The 19,851-nt window shown below is 72.4% G+C and carries 16 protein-coding genes, 2 tRNA genes and 1 pseudogene; 8 read left to right on the top strand and 11 right to left on the bottom strand.

Going from position 1 to position 19,851, the window contains the following annotated elements:
* Window positions 1–42: 42 nt before the first annotated feature.
* The 7 genes and pseudogenes from glgX to Sya03_RS31365 all read left to right on the top strand — a co-directional run bounded on the left by glgX (window position 43) and on the right by Sya03_RS31365 (window position 7,659).
* On the top strand, window positions 43–2,139 hold the full coding sequence (glgX, locus tag Sya03_RS27290) for a glycogen debranching protein GlgX (RefSeq protein WP_203941294.1): 2,097 nt from the start codon (window positions 43–45) through the stop codon (window positions 2,137–2,139).
* Between the two features lie 23 nt (window positions 2,140–2,162).
* Window positions 2,163–4,337 carry an AGE family epimerase/isomerase gene (locus Sya03_RS27285; protein WP_203941293.1) on the top strand — a complete coding sequence of 725 codons (2,175 nt, stop codon included), beginning with the start codon at window positions 2,163–2,165 and terminating at the stop codon, window positions 4,335–4,337.
* A gap of 22 nt (window positions 4,338–4,359) precedes the next feature.
* Entirely contained in the window at window positions 4,360–5,862 is a 1,503-nt protein-coding gene (locus Sya03_RS27280; RefSeq protein ID WP_203941292.1) for a GMC family oxidoreductase, read from the top strand.
* 10 nt (window positions 5,863–5,872) lie between these two features.
* Window positions 5,873–6,475 (top strand): DJ-1/PfpI family protein, encoded by a 603-nt coding sequence (locus Sya03_RS27275; protein WP_203941291.1) that lies wholly within the window; start codon window positions 5,873–5,875, stop codon window positions 6,473–6,475.
* A gap of 250 nt (window positions 6,476–6,725) precedes the next feature.
* Window positions 6,726–7,007 (top strand): annotated as a pseudogene (locus Sya03_RS31370) (hypothetical protein); the annotation flags it as partial.
* 83 nt (window positions 7,008–7,090) lie between these two features.
* Window positions 7,091–7,306 (top strand): MmyB family transcriptional regulator, encoded by a 216-nt coding sequence (locus Sya03_RS32000; protein WP_486387574.1) that lies wholly within the window; start codon window positions 7,091–7,093, stop codon window positions 7,304–7,306.
* A complete protein-coding gene (locus tag Sya03_RS31365) occupies window positions 7,204–7,659 on the top strand; it encodes an MmyB family transcriptional regulator (RefSeq protein ID WP_486387575.1) in 456 nt (151 codons plus the stop codon). Before Sya03_RS32000 ends, Sya03_RS31365 begins: the two co-directional genes overlap by 103 nt.
* Here the strand turns inward: Sya03_RS31365 and Sya03_RS27265 are convergent.
* From Sya03_RS27265 to Sya03_RS27255, 3 genes are all read right to left on the bottom strand, one after another.
* Window positions 7,633–7,706: transfer RNA gene (locus Sya03_RS27265), tRNA-Ile, on the bottom strand. The genes Sya03_RS31365 and Sya03_RS27265 overlap by 27 nt on opposite strands.
* Window positions 7,707–7,774: 68 nt before the next feature.
* Window positions 7,775–9,010, bottom strand: a complete 1,236-nt coding sequence (locus tag Sya03_RS27260) for an FAD-dependent oxidoreductase (protein WP_203941290.1) — start codon at window positions 9,008–9,010, stop codon at window positions 7,775–7,777.
* A gap of 119 nt (window positions 9,011–9,129) precedes the next feature.
* Window positions 9,130–9,202 (bottom strand) — tRNA-Asn (locus Sya03_RS27255).
* Window positions 9,203–9,431: 229 nt separating this feature from the next.
* Here Sya03_RS27255 and Sya03_RS27250 point away from each other — a divergent pair.
* Window positions 9,432–9,755: a hypothetical protein gene (locus Sya03_RS27250; RefSeq protein WP_203941289.1), complete on the top strand. Its 324-nt coding sequence runs from the start codon at window positions 9,432–9,434 to the stop codon at window positions 9,753–9,755.
* 75 nt (window positions 9,756–9,830) lie between these two features.
* Here Sya03_RS27250 and Sya03_RS27245 read toward each other — a convergent pair whose 3' ends face one another.
* The 8 genes from Sya03_RS27245 to Sya03_RS27210 form a co-directional block, all read right to left on the bottom strand.
* Window positions 9,831–10,835, bottom strand: a complete 1,005-nt coding sequence (locus Sya03_RS27245; protein ID WP_203941288.1) for a sugar phosphate isomerase/epimerase family protein — start codon at window positions 10,833–10,835, stop codon at window positions 9,831–9,833.
* Window positions 10,836–10,967: 132 nt separating this feature from the next.
* Entirely contained in the window at window positions 10,968–12,086 is a 1,119-nt protein-coding gene (locus Sya03_RS27240) for a TIM barrel protein (protein WP_203941287.1), read from the bottom strand.
* 350 nt (window positions 12,087–12,436) lie between these two features.
* Complete coding sequence (locus Sya03_RS27235; protein WP_203941286.1) at window positions 12,437–13,606, bottom strand: Gfo/Idh/MocA family protein; 1,170 nt, start codon at window positions 13,604–13,606, stop codon at window positions 12,437–12,439.
* Between the two features lie 2 nt (window positions 13,607–13,608).
* Window positions 13,609–14,652 carry a substrate-binding domain-containing protein gene (locus Sya03_RS27230; protein WP_203941285.1) on the bottom strand — a complete coding sequence of 348 codons (1,044 nt, stop codon included), beginning with the start codon at window positions 14,650–14,652 and terminating at the stop codon, window positions 13,609–13,611.
* Between the two features lie 74 nt (window positions 14,653–14,726).
* Window positions 14,727–15,773: an ABC transporter permease gene (locus tag Sya03_RS27225; RefSeq protein ID WP_203941284.1), complete on the bottom strand. Its 1,047-nt coding sequence runs from the start codon at window positions 15,771–15,773 to the stop codon at window positions 14,727–14,729.
* Entirely contained in the window at window positions 15,770–17,299 is a 1,530-nt protein-coding gene (locus Sya03_RS27220; protein WP_203941283.1) for a sugar ABC transporter ATP-binding protein, read from the bottom strand. The genes Sya03_RS27225 and Sya03_RS27220 overlap by 4 nt, the downstream gene beginning before the upstream one ends.
* Entirely contained in the window at window positions 17,296–18,498 is a 1,203-nt protein-coding gene (locus Sya03_RS27215; RefSeq protein WP_203941282.1) for an ROK family transcriptional regulator, read from the bottom strand. Before Sya03_RS27215 ends, Sya03_RS27220 begins: the two co-directional genes overlap by 4 nt.
* 208 nt (window positions 18,499–18,706) lie before the next feature.
* Window positions 18,707–19,819: a YihY/virulence factor BrkB family protein gene (locus Sya03_RS27210; protein ID WP_203941281.1), complete on the bottom strand. Its 1,113-nt coding sequence runs from the start codon at window positions 19,817–19,819 to the stop codon at window positions 18,707–18,709.
* Between the last annotated feature and the right edge of the window lie 32 nt (window positions 19,820–19,851).

Genomic DNA, 19,851 nt, shown 5'->3' with positions numbered 1-19,851 from the left:
CCGTTGCTACGTTCAGCCACGAACAACTTCACGGAGGTCGCGATGGGCGCACAGTCAGTGGAACTGAATGTCGGCCCGGCCGACACCGAACCACCCCGGCATCGGACCTCGCGGGGCCGGTCGCACCCGCTCGGGGCCCGCCCGGACGGCACCGGCGTCAACATCGCCGTCTTCTCCGAGCACGCCACCGCCGTGCAGGTGCTGCTGTTCGACCGGCACGACTCCCCGGAGCCGTACCAGATCATCACGCTCGACCCGGAGGGCAACCGCACCTTCGCCGTCTGGCACGTGCACGTCGACGGGCTGCGGGCCCCCGCCTTCTACGGGCTGCGCGTCTTCGGCCCCGAGGGCCCCGGCCTGCGGTTCCAGCCGGACAAGGTGCTCGCCGACCCGTACGCCCGCGGCATCGACCGCACGCTGTGGGACCGCGGGGCCGCCTGCCGGCCCGGCGACAACACCGCGCTGTCGCTGCGCTCCGTCGTCGTCGACGAGAGCGGCTACGACTGGGCGGGCGACGAACCGCTCGACCTGCCGATGGAGGACCTCGTCATCTACGAGGCGCACGTCGGCGGGTTCACCCGGTCGCCGACGTCGGGGGTGGCGCAGCCCGGCACGTTCGCCGGCCTGGTGGAGAAGATCCCGTACCTGAAGGACCTCGGCGTGACCGCGGTCGAGCTGCTGCCCGTCTTCGACTTCGACGACAGCGAGGCGCGCACCGTCGACGGCCGCCGGCTCACCAACTACTGGGGCTACAGCACCGCCGGCTACTTCGCCCCGCACGCCGGCTACTGCGTCGAGCCGGCGGCCGGCGCGCACGTGCGCGAGTTCCGCGACATGGTCAAGGCGCTGCACGCCGCCGGCATCGAGGTGATCCTCGACGTCGTCTTCAACCACACCGACGAGGGCAACCACCTGGGCCCGCTGTTCTCGTTCGCCGGCCTGGACAACCCGAACTACTACTACCTGGACCCCGCCGACCCGCGGTACTACTACGACTACTCGGGCTGCGGCAACACACTCATGGCGAACCACCCGATCGTCACCAAGATGATCGTGGAGTGCCTGGAGTACTGGGTGCGCGAGATGCACGTCGACGGCTTCCGGTTCGACGAGGCGGCCGTGCTCACCCGCGGCGCCCGCGGCGAGGTACTCGACGAGCCGCCGGTGGTGTGGCAGATCGAGCTGAGCGACACCCTGGCCGACACGAAGATCATCGCCGAGGCGTGGGACGCCGCCGGCGCGTACGAGGTGGGCCGGTACCCGGGGTACCGGTGGGCGGATTGGAACGGCCGCTACCGGGACACGATGCGCCGCTTCGTCAAGGGCGAGCCGGGGCTCATCGGCGACGTGGCGACCCGGCTGACCGGCAGCGCCGACCTCTACCAGCCGCGCGGGCACCGCCCGATCAACAGCGTCAACTTCGTCACCTGCCACGACGGCTTCACCCTCGCCGACCTCGTGTCGTACGACGGCAAGCACAACGAGGCCAACGGCGAGGGCAACCGCGACGGCAACGACGACAACATGAGCTGGAACTGCGGCGTCGAGGGACCCACCGACGACCCGGCGGTGCTGGCCCTGCGGCTGCGGCAGTCGAAGAACCTGGCCGCCCTGCTGCTGCTGTCGCGCGGGGTGCCGATGATGCTCGCCGGCGACGAGGCGGGCCGCACCCAGCAGGGCAACAACAACGCCTACTGCCAGGACAACGAGATCGGCTGGCTGGACTGGTCGCTGGCCGGGACCAACGCGGAGCTGCTGTCGTTCTGGCAGCGCATGATCGCCTTCCGCGCGGCGCACCCGATCCTGCGGCAGCCGACCTACGACCGGCCCGACGTCACCTGGCACGGCACCCGGCTCGGCGAGCCCGGCTGGGACGACCCGGACGCCCGGGCGCTGGCCTGCACGCTGAGCGGGCTCGCCGGCGACGCCGACCTGCACGTCATCACGAACATGTACTGGGGGCCGCTCGACTTCGAGCTGCCCGAACGTCCCGGACGGGTCTGGGCGCGGGCGGTCGACACGTCGCTGCCCGCCGGATCCGACCTGCCGGAGGCCGGCGCCGAGCCGGTCCTGGACGCCGCCACCTGCACCGCGCCGGGGCGCAGCGTCATCGTCCTGATCTCCCGCCCGTCCGCCTGAGCGGACCGCCGAAAGAGGACTTCGTGCCGAACAACCTGGACTTCACCTTCTCTGATCTCGTCGCCGGCTACGTCATCAGCGCCGACCCGGCGAACGGGCGCTTCGAGATGAACACGTCCGACGGGCGTCCCTTCGTCGTGCAGCTCACCGCGACCACCACCGCGGAGATGCTGCGCAACCTCGGCGAGGCGTACGTGGACGCCACCGCGCAGCTGACCGGCATGCTGGAGCACGGCCGGCTGGTGCACGTGTACGGCCTGTTCTACCCGTCCGACTCCGAGGCCGGCACCGCCTTCGAGGCCAAGCACGTGCTGCTGTTCGGCAAGGCGGCCGGCGAGCTGAAGTTCGAGTCGCCCGACTGGTGGGGCCAGCAGGTCCGCCGGCTCGCCGACTTCTACCTGGACAACGAGTTCGGCGTGGGGTCGACGACGTTCGACTACCGCGACTACCGCACCGACCTGTCCATGGAGGGCGCCAAGACGTCGTCCATGCGCCAGGAGACCGACACGATCTCGCGGCTGGTGTACGGGCTCGCGACGGCGTACCTCATGCACGGCAACCCGCGCTACCGCGACGCCGCGGTGGCCGGCGCCAACTACCTCGTCGACCACCTGTGCTTCGTCGACCGCAGCGAGCGGATCGCGTACTGGTACCACGCGCTGGTGCTGCGCGCCGACGGCACCGAGGTCAAGGTGTTCGCCTCCGAGTTCGGCGACGACTACGACGCGATCCCCTGCTACGAGCAGATCTACGCGCTGGCCGGGCTCACCCAGGTGTACCGGATCACCGGCGACCCGAAGCTGCGCGAGATCATCGACATGACGATCACGATGTTCCACCGGTACTTCGAGGACACGACCAGCCACCCGGACGGCACGCCGCGGCGCGGCTACTACTCGCACATCGACCCGGTCACGTTCGACCCGCTGAGCCCGGCGCTGGACGACGGCATCCGCACCAACCGGGACCGCAAGAACTGGAACTCGATCGGCGACCACATCCCGGCGTACCTGATCAACCTGTTCCTGACCACCGGCGAGCAGCAGTACGCCGACGAGCTCGAGTCGCTGTGCGACCAGATCACCGAGCACTTCCCCGACTACGGCAGCAGCCCGTTCGTCCAGGAGAAGTTCTTCGGCGACTGGAGCCCGGACCGGGCGTACGGCCAGCAGCAGGACCGCGCCATCGTCGGCCACAACCTGAAGATCGCGTGGAACCTGACCCGGGTGAACAACCTGCGGCCCAAGGCGGAGTACGTGGCGTTCGCCAAGAAGATCGCCGCCCTCATGCCGACGGTCGGCATGGACCCGCAGCGCGGCGGCTGGTACGACATGGTGGAGCGGCACACCGGTCCCGGCGAGCGCTTCCACCGCCTGGTCTGGCACGACCGCAAGGCCTGGTGGCAGCAGGAGCAGGGCATCCTCGCCTACCAGATCCTCGACGCCGTCTACGGCGACCCGCTGTACGCCAAGTACGCCCGGGAGAGCTCCGCGTTCTACAACGCCTGGATGCTCGACACCCAGGCCGGCGGCGTCTACTTCAACGTGCTGGCCAACGGCAACCCGTTCCTGCTGGGCGGCGAGCGCAGCAAGGGCTCGCACTCGATGGCGATGTACCACAGCGCCGAGCTGTGCTACCTCGCCGCCGTCTACTCCGGACTGCAGCGCCACGAGCAGCCGATGGACCTGTTCTTCTCGCCTGGCGCGGGCGCGTTCGGCGGCGTCCTGCGCGTCGCACCGGACCTGCTGCCGCCGAAGACCAACAAGATCATGCAGGTCTGGGTCAACGGCCACGAGCACGCCGACTTCGACGCCGAGGCGCTGACCGTCACCCTGCCGCACAGCATCGAGCCACAGCAGGTGCGGGTGCGCCTGGCCCCCGCCGCGTGCACGTTCAGTGCCGACACCGTCGACACCTCGGGCGGCGTCGCCCGCATCGCGCTGGCCGGTTCGCTCGGCGCCGACCAGGTCGGCGTGCTGCGCGGGCAGCTCGACGAGGCGCTCGACGGCGGGGCGGCGACCGTGGTCCTGGAGACCGACGCCCTCGTCTACCTCGACCCGGCGGGGATCCGGTACCTCGCGACGACCAAGCAGCACCGCGACTTCCGGCTCACCGTCACCGGGGCCCGCGGCCAGGTGGCCGAAGAACTCGCCGCCAGCGAACTCGACCAGGAACTGGTTCCGACCGCCGGCCGCTGAGCCGGCTCACCCAGGGGGCGCCATGAACTACGACCACATCGTCGTCGGATCCGGATCCGCCGGCACCATCCTCGCCAGCCGGCTGTCGGAGGACCCGGGCCGCTCCGTGCTGCTGCTGGAGGCGGGTCCCGACTACCCCGACCTCGACCAGCTGCCGTCGGACCTCGCCACCGCGGCGACCGTGTCCGTCGTCGACCACGACTGGGGCTACCGCGCCGAGGCGGTGCCGGGCCGCACCATGGAGTACGCGCGCGGCAAGGTCACCGGCGGCTGCTCCGCCGTCAACGGGGCGATCGCCCTGCGCGGCCTGCCCGGCGACTTCACCGAGTGGGCCGGGCTCGGCAACGACGCCTGGTCGTGGGACCGGGTGCTGCCGTACTACCTGCGCATCGAGGACGACCAGGACGTCGAGGGGCCGCTGCACGGCAAGGGCGGGCCCACGCCGTTCGTCCGGTTCAAGCACGACGAGCTGGTCCCGCTGCAGAAGTCCTTCCTGGACGCCTGCCTCGACCACGGGTTCGGCTACGTGGCCGACCACAACGACCCGGACAGCACCGGCGTCGGCCCGATCCCGATGAACCGCCGCGGCGGGCTGCGGGTGTCGACGGCCGTGTCGTACCTGAGCCGGGCCCGCAACCGGCTGAACCTGACCGTCCGGCCGAACGTGCTCGTGCACCGCGTGCTGTTCGAGGGCACCCGCGCCGTCGGCGTGGAGGCCGAGATCGACGGGCAGCTGCAGACGGTGCACGCCCGCAACGTCACCCTGTCGGCCGGCGCGATCAACACGCCCACGATCCTGCTCCGCTCCGGGGTCGGACCGGCGAAGCACCTGGAGGAGCTGGGCATCCCGGTCGTGCTGGACCGCCCGGGCGTCGGCGCCAACCTCATCGAGCACCAGCAGGTCACCGTCGGGATCATCCCGAAGGACGGCGTCACCCAGCTCACCGACCCGGACGTGCAGGTGATCGCCCGCTACACCGCGCCGGGCACCGAGCAGTTCAACAACATGCAGCTGTACTTCGTCAGCCGGTACGTGCCCATCACCCACCGGCCGATCAGCGTGATGAGCGTGCTGCAGAAGCCGCTGTGCCGCGGCACGGTCTCGCTGACCACCAGCGACCCGCACGTCCAGCCGGCCATCTTCCTCAACTCCTACGGCGAGCCGGAGGACCAGCGGATCGCCCTCGACGGGGTCCGGCTGTGCTGGGAGATCGCCACGTCGAAGCCGATCTCCGAGCTGTCGGCGGGCGTCGCCGACACCCTCACCGAGCGGCAGCTGGACGACGACGCCGCGCTGCTCGGCTACATCCGGCAGCACTCGGCGACGCTGTGGCACCCGGTCGGCACGTGCCGCATGGGCGGCGCCGGCGACCCCGACGCCGTCGTGGACCAGAACCTCGCCGTGCACGGCCTGGAGAACCTGACCGTGGCCGACGCCTCGGTGATGCCGGCGCACGTCAGCGCCAATCCGAACCTGACCTGCTTCGTCATCGGCGAGCGCGCCGCCGAGTGGCTGCGGGACTGAAGGGACCACCATGAAGATCGGTGTACTGATCGAGGAGCACTTCGACCCGACGGAGTTCCGGGCGTTCAACCGCTGGTTCCCGGAGCAGGGCGTCGAGGTGGAATACCTGTCGCACCTGTGGGGGCAGGCGGCGCTGACCTTCGGCAGCAACCCCGACGAGGGCACGGTCGACGAGCACGTCACCGTCACCACCGAGGTGGCCACCGCCGACCCCGCCGACTACGCGGGCATCATCCTGATCGGCGCGTACGCCATGGACCGGCTGCGCTACCAGGCGGAGATCGCCGGTCCCGGCGCCCGCAACGAGGCCCCGGCGGTGGAGTTCCTCCGCCGGGCCGTCGCCACGCCGAACCTGACGATCGGCACGATCTGCCACTCGCTGTGGCTGTTCTGCGCCGACCCGGACCTGCTCCACGGCCGCCGGGTCACCTGCGCGCACAACATCGTGTGCGACGTCGAGAACGCCGGCGGCATCGTCGAGTACGACGGGCGGTCGACGGCCGACCTGGTCGTCGACGGCACCCTGGTCTCGGCCCGGCACCCGGAGGTGACCGACCGGTTCATGGCGACGTTCCTGGCGCAGATCACCAGCGCGGTGGGCGTCCGCACGTGAGGTGAGGACGGGGGCGCGGCCGTCCCACGGCCCGGCCGGGCCGTAGAAGTCGCCGCCCCGCACGCCGGGGGCGGTCGCGGCGTGCAGCTGCGGCAGCGCGCCCCGCTCCACCGGCTGGGTGACCAGCAGGCCGGCCCGCGCGATCACCGCCCCGAGCCGGCCCCGGTGCGCCCAGGCGCGCGGCGTCAGGTTGGTGCGGGTGAGGCCCGGGTGGGCCAGCACGCCGGCGACCCGGCCGCGCTGGTCGGGGATGCGGTCGGCGGTCCATGCGGTCATCTGCTGCTCCCGGTGTGTCGGTGCGGGGAACGCCGACGGTAGGAGCGGGCCGGGCCGGGCCGGTCGTACCCGCCTGCCCGGGTCTGCGAGACCTACCGTGGGCGCCCGGCCGGGCGGCAGACGGGACGTCGGCCTGGAGCCGGGCGGCCGGCGCAAGGTCATCGGGCTGCGCCGCGAGGAGCTGGCCCTGCTCGCCGGGCTGAGCACCGACTACTACCCGCGCATCGAGCAGGGCCGCGAGGTGCGCCCGTCCGACGACGTCCTCGACGCCCTGGCCGGCGCGCTCGCCCTCGGCGACGAGGAACGCCGGCACCTGTTCACCCTCGCCCGCGCCGGCCGGTGCCCGCCCGCGCCGACCACGCTCCGGAACGCGTCCCGGACAGCACCCGGCGGCCGCTGCGGGTGCTGGACACCCCGGCGGTCGTCCTCGGCCGGCACCTCGACCTGCTCGACTGGAACCCCCTGTCGCAGGCCCTGCTCGGCGACCCGGGCGACCACCCGCCGGACCGGCTCACCCCACCCACCCGCGCGCCACCGCGATCGTCGGCGAGCTGACGATCCGCAGCGCCGAGTTCGGGCGGCGGTGGGCCCGGCACGACGTCCGCGAGTCGGTCAGCGGCACCAAGACGTTCCGGGTCCCGGAGGTCGGTGACATCGTGCTGGACTGGGACACGTACCCGCTGCCCGGCACCCCCGGCCCGGTCCTGCTCGTCTTCACCGCCGAACCGTGCAGCGCCGACGCCGACCGCCTGCAGCTGCTGGCGTCCCTGCGCCACAGCCGCGCCGCCGTCCGCCCCCTACCGACGGTGAACAATCCCTCGGACACGGCGGGGACCAGCCGGCGTTCCGGCTGGCCCCGCGCCGCACGCCGACCGGAGCTGTGGGGCGGACGGGACTCGAACCCGTGACCGATCGATTATGAGTCGACTGCTCTAACCGGCTGAGCTACCGCCCCCAGGCCTGCGGCAGCGATCCTATCCGGGCAGGTGACGGCCGATCCACCGGCTTGGACGTGAGCGCCCCTCACACCGCGCTGAGCAGCGCCCCGGCCGCGCGCCAGCCGCCCGCGAGGGCGCCCTGGATCGACGGGCTGTCGCGGTGGTCGCCCGCCACGAACACGCCGTCACCGAGCGCGACGGGGCGGCGGAGGCGGTTCAGTGGCGGCGGGGCGGCCGGCAGGGCGTGCGGCAGGGCGACGACGCGCAGCAGCGGCCAGTCGGCGGCGGGCACCCCGTACAGGCGGGTCAGTTCCTCCCGGACGACCGGCTCGGGCAGCGGGGTGTCCCCCACCGCGGACGCCGCCACCAGGGCCCGGCCGGGCGGCGCGTACGTGGGGGCGGCGTTGCTCATGACGGCGGTGTTGGCGAGCCGTTCGCGGCGGTCGCCGTCGACGAGGAGGATCGGCTCGGTGATCGGCGGCTGCGCCGGGCCGAAGTACCAGGTGGTGAGCGCCCGCATCGGCGGGGCGGGCAGGTCGAGCAGGCGGCACGCCGTGACCGGGTCGGCGGCCACGACGACCTGCCGGCAGGTGATCGTGGCGCCCCCGGCGGTCACCGCGCCGGCCCGCACGGCGGTGACCGGGGACGACAGGTGCAGGCGTTCCGGCGGCAGCGGGGCGGCCACGGCGGCGGGCAGCGCGGCCATGCCGGACGCGGGCACCCCGAGCCGCCCCCGGGCGAACGACCGCAGCACCATCGCCAGCACGTGACTGGACGTGTCGAGCGCCCGGTCGGCGAACACCCCGGACAGGAAGGGGCGCAGCACCTCCTCGACGATCCGGTGCGACAGCCCGGCCCGGCGCAGCGCCTCCGCCGCGGTGACCTCGGGCTCGGCCAGCAGCTTGCGCGGCGCGACGGTGGCGCAGCGGGCGGCGAACGCGGCGAAGCGCAGCCGGTCGGCGAAGGTGCCCACGTTCGCGGTGAGGGTGGCGGGCACGGCGGCGGGCGCGCGCAGCGGCGACTCCAGCCGGTGCAGGGCGCCGCCGCGGCGCACCAGCACCCCGGAGGCGAACAGGCGCAGGTCGAGGGCGTCCAGGTCGACGAGGGCCGGCACCCGGGGGTAGGCCGTGTTGAGGATCTGGAACCCGCGGTCGAGCGTGAACCCGTCCACGACGTCGGTGGCGACGCGGCCACCGAGGCGCTCGGCGCCCTCGACGAGGTGCCAGTCGACACCGGCGCGGTCGAGACGGCGGGCGGCGGCGAGGCCGGCGAGGCCGCCACCGACGATGACGACCTCGGCGCTCGCGGGAAGCGTGGACATGCGCCCAACCTAGCGAGCGCACGACCGATCCCGGCGAACCGACGCGACCCTCGGCGGCGGCCCGGAGGCGCACGAAAAACGCGGCTCCACCATCGGGAGCCGCGTGAGAAGGAAGGAAGCTCCCCCGATTGGACTCGAACCAATAACCTGCCGGTTAACAGCCGGCTGCTCTGCCAATTGAGCTACAGGGGACTGCTGGACCACCCCGGGCGATTTCTCCCCCTCGGTGGTGACCGGGACAAGAGTACAGGACGTCCGGGGGGTCGTGCGCCAGGGTATCCACCACCGCGTGGCGGGGACTCTTGTGCGACACGTACCGGGACATTTCGCCCTTCTGACCCGTGCGCGCATACGCAGCAGTCAGGATGGGTAGGGATCCGGTCAGCGACGCAGGCGCGTCACGCACGGAAGGAGCCGCGACATGCGCGGAAAGCTTATGTTCATCGGCGGTCTGGCGGCGGGCTTCGTCCTCGGCGCTCGTGCCGGCCGGGAGAAGTACGAGGAGATCGCGGCGAACGCCCGCAAGGTGTGGGACCACCCCACGGTCCAGGAGGCTGCCGGTGTCGCCCAGGCGCAGGCCAACCGCCTGGTCACCGAGGGCAAGGACAAGCTGAGCCAGTCGAAGATCGGCGAGAAGCTCAGCACGTCGGGCACCTCGAGCACGTCGAGCACCTCGGAGGACCGGACGCTGGCGAACTCGGCCACGTCCAGCACGACGATCCCGAGCACGGGCAGCACCTACTAGCCCGTCGGGCAGCACACACGTCGAGGGCCGGTCCGCAGCGTTGCGGACCGGCCCTCGACGTGTGTGCTCAGGCGGTCACTTCGTGGAGAACGCCGCGTCGAAGGCCGCCGACGGGGCGTCGAAGGCGAGCTTGCGGACGAACTTTAGGGCCTCGGGGGCGCCGACGAGGCGGTCCATGCCGGCGTCCTCCCACTCGATGGAGATCGGGCCGGTGTAGCCGATGCTGTTGAGCGCCCGGAAGCAGTCCTCCCACGGCACGTCGCCGTGGCCGGTGGAGACGAAGTCCCAGCCGCGGCGCAGGTCCGCCCACGGCAGGTGGGACGACATGCGGCCGCGGCGGCCGTCGCCGGTGCGGACCTTCGCGTCCTTGCAGTCGACGTGGTAGATGCGGTCGGCGAACTCGAGGATGAAGTTGACCGGGTCGAGGTCCTGCCAGACGAAGTGGGACGGGTCCCAGTTGAGGCCGAACGCGGGGCGGTGGCCGATCGCGTCGAGGGTGCGCCGGGTGGTCCAGTAGTCGTAGGCGATCTCGCTGGGGTGCACCTCGTGGGCGAACCGCACGCCGACGGAGTCGAAGACGTCGAGGATGGGGTTCCAGCGGTCGGCGAAGTCCTGGTAGCCGCGTTCGATCATCGCGGGCGGCACCGGCGGGAACATGGCGATGGTGTGCCAGATGGACGAGCCGGTGAAGCCGACGACGGTGTCGACGCCGAGCTTCGCGGCGGCCCGGGCGGTGTCCTTCATCCGCTCGGCGGCGCGGGTGCGCACCCCTTCCGGGTCGCCGTCGCCCCAGATGGCCGGGGGCAGGATGTCCTGGTGCCGCTCGTCGATCGGGTGGTCGCAGACGGCCTGGCCGACCAGGTGGTTGGAGATCGCGTAGACCTTCAGGTTGTGCTTGGCGAGCAGGTCGAGCCGGCCCTGGACGTAGTCGTCCTCGGCGAGCGCCCGGTCTACCTGGAAGTGGTCGCCCCAGCAGGCGATCTCGAGGCCGTCGTAGCCCCACTCGGCGGCGAGCCGGCAGACCTCCTCGAACGGCAGGTCGGCCCACTGGCCGGTGAACAGCGTGATGGGTCGCCCCATGTCAGCTCCCTCGTCGGTGCGTGCGCGGCGGCGTGAGGGGACACCGCCCGGCAACGGCGCCGCGGAGGCGGACTGCGACCGGCCGGGCCTGCGCCGCCCGGCCGGCCCGCGCACGCGGTGCCGTCCTCGAATCTACGGAGCGCAGACCGCCGGCGCCAGACCCAGCGCGATCAACTCGTCGCGGGCGTGGGTGAACTCGGCGGCCATGGCCTCGGCCGGCACGGCGGGGCGTTCGCCGGGCGGGAGCACGTCCCAGGTCTCGGCGCCGACGTCGACGTGGTCGCAGCCGGGCACGCCGCCGCGGGCGAGCAGTTCCCGGGCCGCCGCGCGCCAGAGCGCCGTCGTGGCCGTCAGCGGCGCGGCGGGCGCCCCGCCGAGGGGTACGTGGTACCGCACCCGCCACGGCCCGGGCGGGAACACGCGCAGCGCCTCGCCGAGGTCGGGGGCGTACCCGCCGGCCTTGGTGGTGGTCTGGTGGCGGTGGCCGGGCTCGACGTAGCCGCGCAGGGCGCCGACGGCGGCGGCCGGGTCGGCGGCCTCGACGGCGGCGGCGAGGCGCACCTTGACGACGGACAGGCCGGCGGCGGCGAGCCGGGCCAGCGCCTCGGCCGGCTCCTCCCACGCGCAGGCGAGGTTGGCCAGGTCGAGGCTGACGCCGAGCCGGTCGTGGTCGGTGCGGGTCAGGGCGGCCACGGTGGCGGCGGTCGAGTCGGCGATGCAGCCGGGTTCGGGCTGGAAGCCGACCCGGACGGCCTTGCCGGTGTGCCAGGCGATCTCGGCGAGGCCGCCGGCGAGGCGGCCCATGATCCGCCGGTGCTCCTTGTCCTGGGCGGCGGTCCACGCGGGCTCGCGCAGGCCGATGCCGAGCGTCGACACCGAGCCGCGCACGGCGTCGTCGGGCAGCAGGTCGACGAGGACGCGGGCGAGGTCGAGGGTGTAATCGAGGCGTTCGGTGGTGGTCCAGTCGGGCTCGGCGCCGCCGTAGCGCACGCCGTCGACGGTGACGACCTCCAGCCCGCGGGCGTCGAGCTCGGCGCGCAGCCGGCCGCGGGCGCGGCTGTCGACGGCCAGCTCGGCGGCCAGCGGCGGCGGCAGGGTCAGGGCGGCGGCGAGCGTGCCGGCGCCGGTGCGCTCGCGCATGGCGGCGTACGCGTCGAGGTGGGCGACCACGCCGGCCAGGTCGCCGTAGGCGGGGGCCGGGATGCTCGCGCTGAGGAACACCTGCCGTCCACTGGGATGCCGCAGCCGCATCAAAGACCTCCCCCGGCCGAACCCGATGATCCAGTGTGGACCGGATCGGCGGCGATGTCCCGTGCCATCCGTGGCGGTCGAGTCCGCACGACGTCTCCCCTCACCCGCTGCCCTGCCCACGGGTACGCGATGACCGGCGGCGATGGATCAGCGCCGTCCGGGGGAGGCCCGGCGGCCGACCGGTTACACGGAGGGTGACCATGGCCGTGAGCTGGGGATTCAGTGAACGCGGCATGAACGACGCCCGAATGTCGTTCCAGTGCAAAAACGGACAAGTCGACCTCGGGCGTCCCCGGCCGGTGCGGGGCGCAGCCGCACCGTCCCTCGCCGGGGACGCCCGGGACGACCCGTCAGGCCGGCTCGACCTTCGTCCAGCCGGCCGCGTTGGCGGCCGATCGCTCGACCGCGTCCAGCACGAGCTGCACCTGCAGCGCGTCCGCGAACGACGGCGTCGGGTCCTCCCCCGCCGCCACCGCCAGCATCAGGTCGCGGGCCTCGTGCGTGAACGTGTGCTCGTACCCGATCGGATGGCCCGGCGGCCACCAGCCCGCCAGGTACGGGTGCTCCGGCTCGGTCACCAGGATGGTGGTGAAGCCACCCTCGGCGGCCGGGACCGTCGCGTCGTGGAACTGCAGCTCGTTCATGCGCTCGAAGTCGAACGCGACCGAGCCCCGCGACCCGTTGATCTCCACCTGGAGCGCGTTCTTGCGCCCGGTGGCGAACCGGGTCGCCTCGTACGTGCCGATCGCCCCGCCGTCGAGCCGCGCCAGGAACAGCGCGGCGTCGTCCACGGTGACCTCGCCGGTGCCGGCGCCCGACGAGGCGGCGAGCCCCGCCGACGCGCCGACCAGCGGCCGCTGCCGGACGAACGTCTCCGTCAGCGCGCTCACCCCGGTGATCTGCTGACCCGTCACGAACTGCGTCAGGTCGATGATGTGCGCGCCGATGTCGCCGAGCGCGCCCGAGCCCGCCTTGTCCCGCTGCAACCGCCAGACCAGCGGGAACTGCGGGTCGACGATCCAGTCCTGCAGGTACCGGGCGCGCACGTGGCGGATCTCGCCGATCCGCCCGTCCGCGACCAGCTGCCGCATGAGCGCCACCGCCGGCGTGCGCCGGTAGTTGAAGCCGCACATGCTGCGCACGCCGTTGGCCCGCGCGGCCTCGGCGGCGGAGGTCATCGCGCGCGCCTCCGCCACCGAGTTGGCCAGCGGCTTCTCGCACAGCACGTGCTTGCCGGCCGCGAGGGCGGCGAGCGCGATCTCGGCGTGGCTGTCACCCGGCGTGCAGATGTCGACCAGGTCGACGTCGTCACGGGTCACCACGTCGCGCCAGTCGGTCGCGTGTTCCGCCCAGCCCAGCTTCTCGGCCGCCGCGGCTGCCTTCGCCGCATCACGTCCGCACAGGACGGACATCCGCGCGGTCAGCGGCAGGTCGAACGCCGCGTTGACCGTGCGCCACGCCACCGAGTGGGTGCCGCCCATGAAGGCGTGGCCGATCATCGCCACCCTCAGCTCCGCCATCGTCAGAAGCCGAGCTTCATGTAGTTGGCGGCGTTCTCCTTGGTGATCGTCTCCGACGCGAGGGTGATCTCCTTGGGCACCTGCAGCTCGACCAGGTCGGCCAGGCCCTTGTTCTGGCCGATGAGGCGGGCCAGCGAGATGGCCGACGACGCCATCGACGGGCTGTAGGTGACGGTGGCCTTCAGCGGCGAGTTGTCCGCGGCGATGGCCTCGATGGCCGCCTTGGAGCCGGCGCCGCCGACCATCAGGAACTCCTTGCGGTTCGTCTGGTTGATCGCCGCCAGCACGCCGATGCCCTGGTCGTCGTCGTGGTTCCAGAGCGCGTCCACCTTGGGCAGCGCCTGCAGCAGCTCGGTCGCGGCGCGCTGGCCGGTGTCGGCGGTGAACTCGGCGGGACGCCGGTTGGCGACCCGGAACCCGGCCTGGGTGAGCGTGTCGCGGAAGCCGGCCGAGCGCTCCTGGGTCAGCTCCAGCGAGTCGATGCCGGGGATCTCACCGATGATCGGCGCGCTGACGCCCTTGGCCTGCATCTGGGCGATGATGTACGTGGCCGCCGCGACGCCCATGCCGTAGTTGTCGCCCTTGATCTGCAGCCGGTACGCCTTGGCGTCCGGGAACGCCCGGTCCAGGTTGACGACCGGGATGCCGGCCTTCATGGCCTCCAGGCCGAACGCGTTGAGCTCCTTGCCGTCGTGCGGCAGCAGCACGATGACGTTCGGCTTCTGCGCCAGCAGCGTCGCCAGGGCGGCGCGCTGGGCGGCCGCGTCGGCGCCGGCCTCGACGGCGCGCAGCTCCACGTCGGAGTACGCGGCGGCCTGGGCCTTGGCGTTGTTGGTGATCGCGGCGATCCAGCCGTGGTCGGCGGCCGGCGCGGAGAAGCCGATGACGACCTTCTGGCCGGGCGCGGCGTTGGCGTTGTCGCCGCCGGTGTTCGTGTTGACCTGGGCGTCGTTGCCCGCGTCGTTGCTGGTGCAGCCGGTGAGCAGGGCGCCGGCGCCGAGCGCGGCGCCTCCGAGGAGCAGCCGGCGGCGGTCGAGGACGGACATGGTGGCCTCCAGAAAAAAGGTGTGCTGGTCCCGGCGGCCGTCGGCACGACGGTCACCAGCGGAGTGTGAGCTGATCAGCCGGTCTTGACCCGGGAGAACAGGTTGGTGAGCGACTTGTACCGGAACTGCTGGATGAGCACGGCCGCGACGATGATGCCGCCCTTGACCATGTTCTGGACCTCTGTCGACAGGTTGTTGATGGCGAAGAGGTTCGTGATGGTGGAGAACACCAGCACCCCGAACAGGGCGCCGATGATGGTGCCGCGGCCGCCGCTGAGCAGCGTGCCACCGATGATCGCCGCGGCGATCGCGTCGAGTTCGTACAGGTTCGCCATGGCCGCCTGGGCGCTGGTGGCCTGGGACGTCAGCATGATCGCGCCGATGCCGCAGCACAGGCCGGACAGCGCGTACAGCAGCACGGTGTGCCGCCGCACGTTGATGCCGGCCAGGCGGGCCGCCTCGGGGTTGCCGCCGACAGCGACGGTGCGCCGCCCGAACGTCGTGCGGTTGAGCAGCACCCAGCCCGCCGCGACGACCGCGGCGAGGATGTAGACCAGCAGCGGGATGCCGAGGACCCGGGTGCTGGCGATGTCGTTGATGACGCTGTTCGCGCTGACCTGGGTCTGCTTGCCGGAGATCTGCGCGGCCAGGCCGCGGGCCGCCACCATCATCGCGAGGGTCGCGATGAAGGGCACGAGCCGGCCGTACGAGATGAGCAGCCCGTTGACGAGGCCCACCCCGACGCCGACCGCGATGGCGGTGAAGATCATGCCGCCCGCGCCGTAGCTCTGGGTGGCCAGCGTCGTGGCCCACACGCCGGCCAGCGCGACGATCGCGCCGACGCTCAGGTCGATGCCGCCGCCGATGATCACGAACGTCATGCCGACCGTGATCACGCCGATCGCGCTGGCCTGCTGCAGGATCGTCAGGACGTTGTTCTGCACCCAGCTCGCGTCGCCGTACAGCTCGGGCCGGGTGACCGCGCCGATGACGACCAGCGCCACCAGCACCCCGACCAGCCCGAGGTTGCGGCGGACGGGCTCACTGCGGTCGCCCTTCCACCACGAGGTCTTCGTCTCGCCGGGGTGCTTGGCCACCGGCGGGGCCTCTGTCACGCTCATGCGAGCGCCTCACCTTCGAGTAGCGACCCGGCCATCACCAGGTCGAGCACAGCCGATTCGTCCAGGTCGTCGGCGGCGGCCTCCCGCACGACGTGGCCCTCACGCATGACCAGCACCCGGTCGGCCAGCCCGAGCACCTCCGGCACCTCGCTGGAGACCAGCAGCACGCCGACGCCGCGCTCGGCGAGCCCGCGGATCAGCTGGTACAGCTCGGCCCGGGCGCCGACGTCCACGCCGCGGGTCGGCTCGTCGAGGAGCAGCAGTTTCGTGTCGCCCAGCAGCCACCGGCCGACCACGACCTTCTGCTGGTTGCCACCGGACAGCGTGCGCACCGCCCGGTTGACGTCGCGCGGGTGCAGGTGCAGCCGGTCGGCCGTCTCCTGCGCCTTGGCCCGCTCGGTGGCGACGTCGGTGAAGCCGCCGCGGGCGTAGCCGGTGAAGGTGCTCAGCGTCATGTTGCGGTGGATCGGCTCGCCCAGCAGCAGCGCCTGGCTCTTGCGCTCCTCCGGGGCCATGCCGAGCCCGGCCTTGACCGCGGCGATGACGTCGCCGGGGCGCAGCCGCTTGCCGCGCATCTCGACGGTGCCGGCGTCGGCGCGGCGCGCGCCGTAGATCGTCTCCAGCAGCTCCGAGCGGCCCGAGCCGACCAGGCCCGCGATGCCGACGATCTCGCCCTCGCGGACGGTCAGGTCGACGTTCGCGAACTCGCCGTCGCGGCTCAGGCCGCGCACGGCCAGCAGCTCCGGGCCCGGCTCCCGGCCGGCGCGCGGCGGGAAGACGTACTCGATGCTGCGGCCCGTCATGCGCGAGACCAGGTCCTTGGTGGGGGTGGTGCGGGCCGGCAGGTTCGCCGCGGTGGTCCGGCCGTCCTTGAGGACGGTGACCCGGTCGCCGATCTCACGGATCTCGTCGAGCCGGTGGCTGATGTAGACCACGGCGATGCCCTGCGCGGTCAGCTCCCGGATGATCCGGAACAGGTTGCCGACCTCGTCATGGGCGAGCACGGCGCTGGGCTCGTCCATGACGATCAGCCGGGCGTCGTGCGAGAGTGCACGGGCCATGCTGACGATCTGCTTGCCGGCGGCGGGCAGGCTGCGCACCAGCCGCCGGGGCGGGATCTCCGGGTGGCCGAGCCGGCCGAGGATCTCCCGGGTCCGCTGGGCGCTGTCGGCGCGCCGGACGAACCCGGCGCGGTGCGGCTCGTGGCCGAGGAATGCGTTCTCCGCCACCGACAGGTCGTCGACGAGGTCGAGCTCCTGGTAGATGGTGGCGATGCCGGCGCGCATCGCGGCCTGCGGGGTGGCCGGGTGGAAGTCCTCGCCGAGCCACGTGATGCTGCCCTCGTCGGGGCGGTGCACCCCGGCCAGCACCTTGATGAGCGTCGACTTGCCGGCGCCGTTCTGGCCGAGCAGGCAGTGCACCTCGCCGGCCCGCACCTCCAGCTCGACGCCGTCGAGGGCGCGCACGCCGGGGAACGTCTTGACCACGCCGCTGAGCGCGAGGACGACCTCGCCGGGGGCGGTCATGATCCGGCCTGCTCGAACGCGAGGTCGCTGGCCAGCACGGCCGCGCCGGTGACGCCGGCCCGGGAGCCCAGCTCGGACAGCACCACCGGCAGGTTGCCCGTGGCGAGCGGCAGCGAGCGCCGGTAGACGACGCTGCGGATCTCGGCCAGCAGGACGTGGCCGAGCTGGGCGAGCCCGCCGCCGATCACGATCATCGACGGGTTGGAGAAGCTGACCAGGGTCGCCAGGACGGAACCGACGCGGCGGCCGCCGTCGCGGATGAGCCGGATGCAGACCACGTCGCCCTCGGCGGCGCCCTCGCCGACGTCCCGGGCCGTGATCGGTGGGCTCTGGCCCGACCGGACCGCCGCCGCGAGGCGCTCGGCCAGGGCCGGACTGGCGCCGCTGCGGGCCGCGGACAGCGCGTCGCGGGCCAGCGCGCCGCCGCTGAACAGCGCCTCCAGGCAGCCGGTGTTGCCGCACGAGCAGACCGGGCCGTGCGCGTCGACCTGGATGTGGCCGATGTCGCCGGCGCAGCCGTCGACGCCGCGGTAGACGTCGCCGCCGAGGTGGATGCCGCAGCCGATGCCGGTGCCGACCTTGACGAACAGGAAGTCGTCGACGCTGTGCGCGACCCCGCCGTGCCGCTCCCCCACCGCCATGATGTTGACGTCGTTGTCGACGACGGCCGGGCAGCCGTGCTCGCGGGCCAGCAGCTCGCGCACCGGGTAGCGGTCCCAGCCGGGCATGATCGGCGGCGACACCGGCACCCCGTCGCGGAAGCTGACCGGGCCGGGCACGCCGATGCCGATCGCGTCGAGCCGGTCGAAGGCGCCGTCGGCGCGCGCCTTGGCGAGCAGCTCGTTGACGCGCTGCAGGGTGCTCTTGGGGCCGTTGCGGATGTCGGCCGGCTCGGCGTAGCGGGCGACCGGCTCCAGGCGGCCGTTCACCACCTCGATGTCGACGCTGCTGGCGCCGAGGTCGATGGCGGCGAACCGCAGCCGGGGATGCAGCTCGACGAGGGTGGACCGGCGGCCGCCGCGGGAGGCGGCGATGCCGGCCTCGGCGACGTTCTCCGCGGCGACCTGGCGGTCGAGCTCGGCGAGCAGCCGCGGGCGGGGCAGCTCCAGCCGGTCGGCCAGTTCGGCACGCGACAGGGGGCCCTCGTCCCGCAGCAGCCGCAGGAGCCGCACATGCGGGGCTTCGGTGTGCGCGCGCATCAGGGCGCCTCCGGGGGTCTGATCTGGTTCACGCAGCCGCAACAGTCGCGTGTTGTGCCCGTCACAGTAGGAGCCCCGGAGCACCCGTGTCCATAGCTTTGGTCGAGCCGTTACCAACTTTTGTTCGAGCCAGCAAAAGTGGCACACCGAAACGCGGCGACGGCCGCACCCCGCAGGGTACGGCCGTCGTCGGTCGGCAGTGGCGGCGTCAGGACCGCGACTTCGTCGGCTCCGGTTCGCTCAGCCCCTGCTCGCTGCCCTTCTTGATCTTGCGGTCGTCGCGGAGCTGCAGGAACGGCTCGTCGTTGGGGTCGTGGCCCGCGGCGATCGCCCGGCCCCGCTCCAGCTCGGCGTCCAGCTCGGCGCCCAGCATGATCGCCATGTTCGAGATCCACAGCCAGACCAGGAAGGCGATGACACCACCGAGCGTGCCGTACGTCTTGTTGTAGTTGGCGAAGTTCGCCAGGTAGATCGCGAACGCGGCCGACGCGAGCACCCACAGCAGCACCGCGAAGATGCCGCCCGGGCTGACCCAGCGGAAACCGCCGGTCTTGGCGTTCGGCGAGGCCCAGTACAGGATCGCGAACATCAGGCTGACCAGCATGATCAGCACCGGCCACTTGGCGATGTTCCAGACCAGCACGGCCGTGTCGCCCAGCCCGATCGCGTCGCCCACCACCTGGGCCAGGTCACCGGTGAAGACCACGATGACCGCCGACAGGATCAGCATGATGCCGATGACCGCGGTGACGCCCACCCGGATCGGCAGCGTCTTCCAGATCGGCCGGCCCTCCGGCACGTCGTAGATGGCGTTCGAGGCCCGCATGAAGGCGCCGATGTAGCCCGACGCCGACCAGAACGCGGCGAGCAGACCGAAGATCGCGGCGAAGCCGGCCGCGCCCGAGTCCTGCACCTGGTCCAGCACCTGGCCGACCAGGCTCTGCAGCTGCGGCGACGGCGCCACCTCGTTGAGGGTGTCGCGCACCGTGGCCTGGCCGTCCGCGCCCACCAGGCCCAGGATCGACACCAGCACCAGCACGCCGGGGAAGATCGACAGCACGCCGTAGTACGTCAGCGCCGCCGCCCAGTCGGAGACGTTGTCCTCGCCGAACTGCTTGAAGGTGCGCTTCAGCGCGCCCATGATGCCCTTGCCGCGCAGCTCCTTCGGGCTGTCCGGCCCGGCGTCCGGGCTCGGCGCCGACAGGTCGCCGTCGGTGGTGTCCGGCGTCTCGCCGGTGGCGACAGCATCGCGCTTCCTGGTGCGGAACTGCTCCTCCGTCGCGTCGCGGGCCGCATCTTCGGCCTTCTTGCGGCTGCTCATAGCCGAAACCTCCGGGGCACTCGCCGGTCGCT

It is taken from the genome of Spirilliplanes yamanashiensis, from assembly GCF_016863475.1.
Lineage (GTDB): Bacteria > Actinomycetota > Actinomycetes > Mycobacteriales > Micromonosporaceae > Spirilliplanes > Spirilliplanes yamanashiensis.
Note: the sequence above shows the minus strand (reverse complement) of the source record. Positions and strands in the feature narration are given on the sequence as shown.

Bases quoted from the DNA above. Each gene is read 5' to 3' on its own strand.
- Sya03_RS27275 (WP_203941291.1), top strand. From the start codon at position 5,873: ATGAAGATCGGTGTACTGATCGAGGAGCACTTCGACCCGACGGAGTTC.
- Sya03_RS27260 (WP_203941290.1), bottom strand. From the start codon at position 9,010: ATGTCCACGCTTCCCGCGAGCGCCGAGGTCGTCATCGTCGGTGGCGGC.
- Sya03_RS27280 (WP_203941292.1), top strand. From the start codon at position 4,360: ATGAACTACGACCACATCGTCGTCGGATCCGGATCCGCCGGCACCATC.
- Sya03_RS27235 (WP_203941286.1), bottom strand. From the start codon at position 13,606: ATGGCGGAGCTGAGGGTGGCGATGATCGGCCACGCCTTCATGGGCGGC.
- Sya03_RS27225 (WP_203941284.1), bottom strand. From the start codon at position 15,773: ATGAGCGTGACAGAGGCCCCGCCGGTGGCCAAGCACCCCGGCGAGACG.
- glgX (WP_203941294.1), top strand. From the start codon at position 43: ATGGGCGCACAGTCAGTGGAACTGAATGTCGGCCCGGCCGACACCGAA.
- Sya03_RS27230 (WP_203941285.1), bottom strand. From the start codon at position 14,652: ATGTCCGTCCTCGACCGCCGCCGGCTGCTCCTCGGAGGCGCCGCGCTC.
- Sya03_RS27220 (WP_203941283.1), bottom strand. From the start codon at position 17,299: ATGACCGCCCCCGGCGAGGTCGTCCTCGCGCTCAGCGGCGTGGTCAAG.
- Sya03_RS27245 (WP_203941288.1), bottom strand. From the start codon at position 10,835: ATGGGGCGACCCATCACGCTGTTCACCGGCCAGTGGGCCGACCTGCCG.
- Sya03_RS27240 (WP_203941287.1), bottom strand. From the start codon at position 12,086: ATGCGGCTGCGGCATCCCAGTGGACGGCAGGTGTTCCTCAGCGCGAGC.
- Sya03_RS27215 (WP_203941282.1), bottom strand. From the start codon at position 18,498: ATGCGCGCGCACACCGAAGCCCCGCATGTGCGGCTCCTGCGGCTGCTG.
- Sya03_RS27250 (WP_203941289.1), top strand. From the start codon at position 9,432: ATGCGCGGAAAGCTTATGTTCATCGGCGGTCTGGCGGCGGGCTTCGTC.
- Sya03_RS27210 (WP_203941281.1), bottom strand. From the start codon at position 19,819: ATGAGCAGCCGCAAGAAGGCCGAAGATGCGGCCCGCGACGCGACGGAG.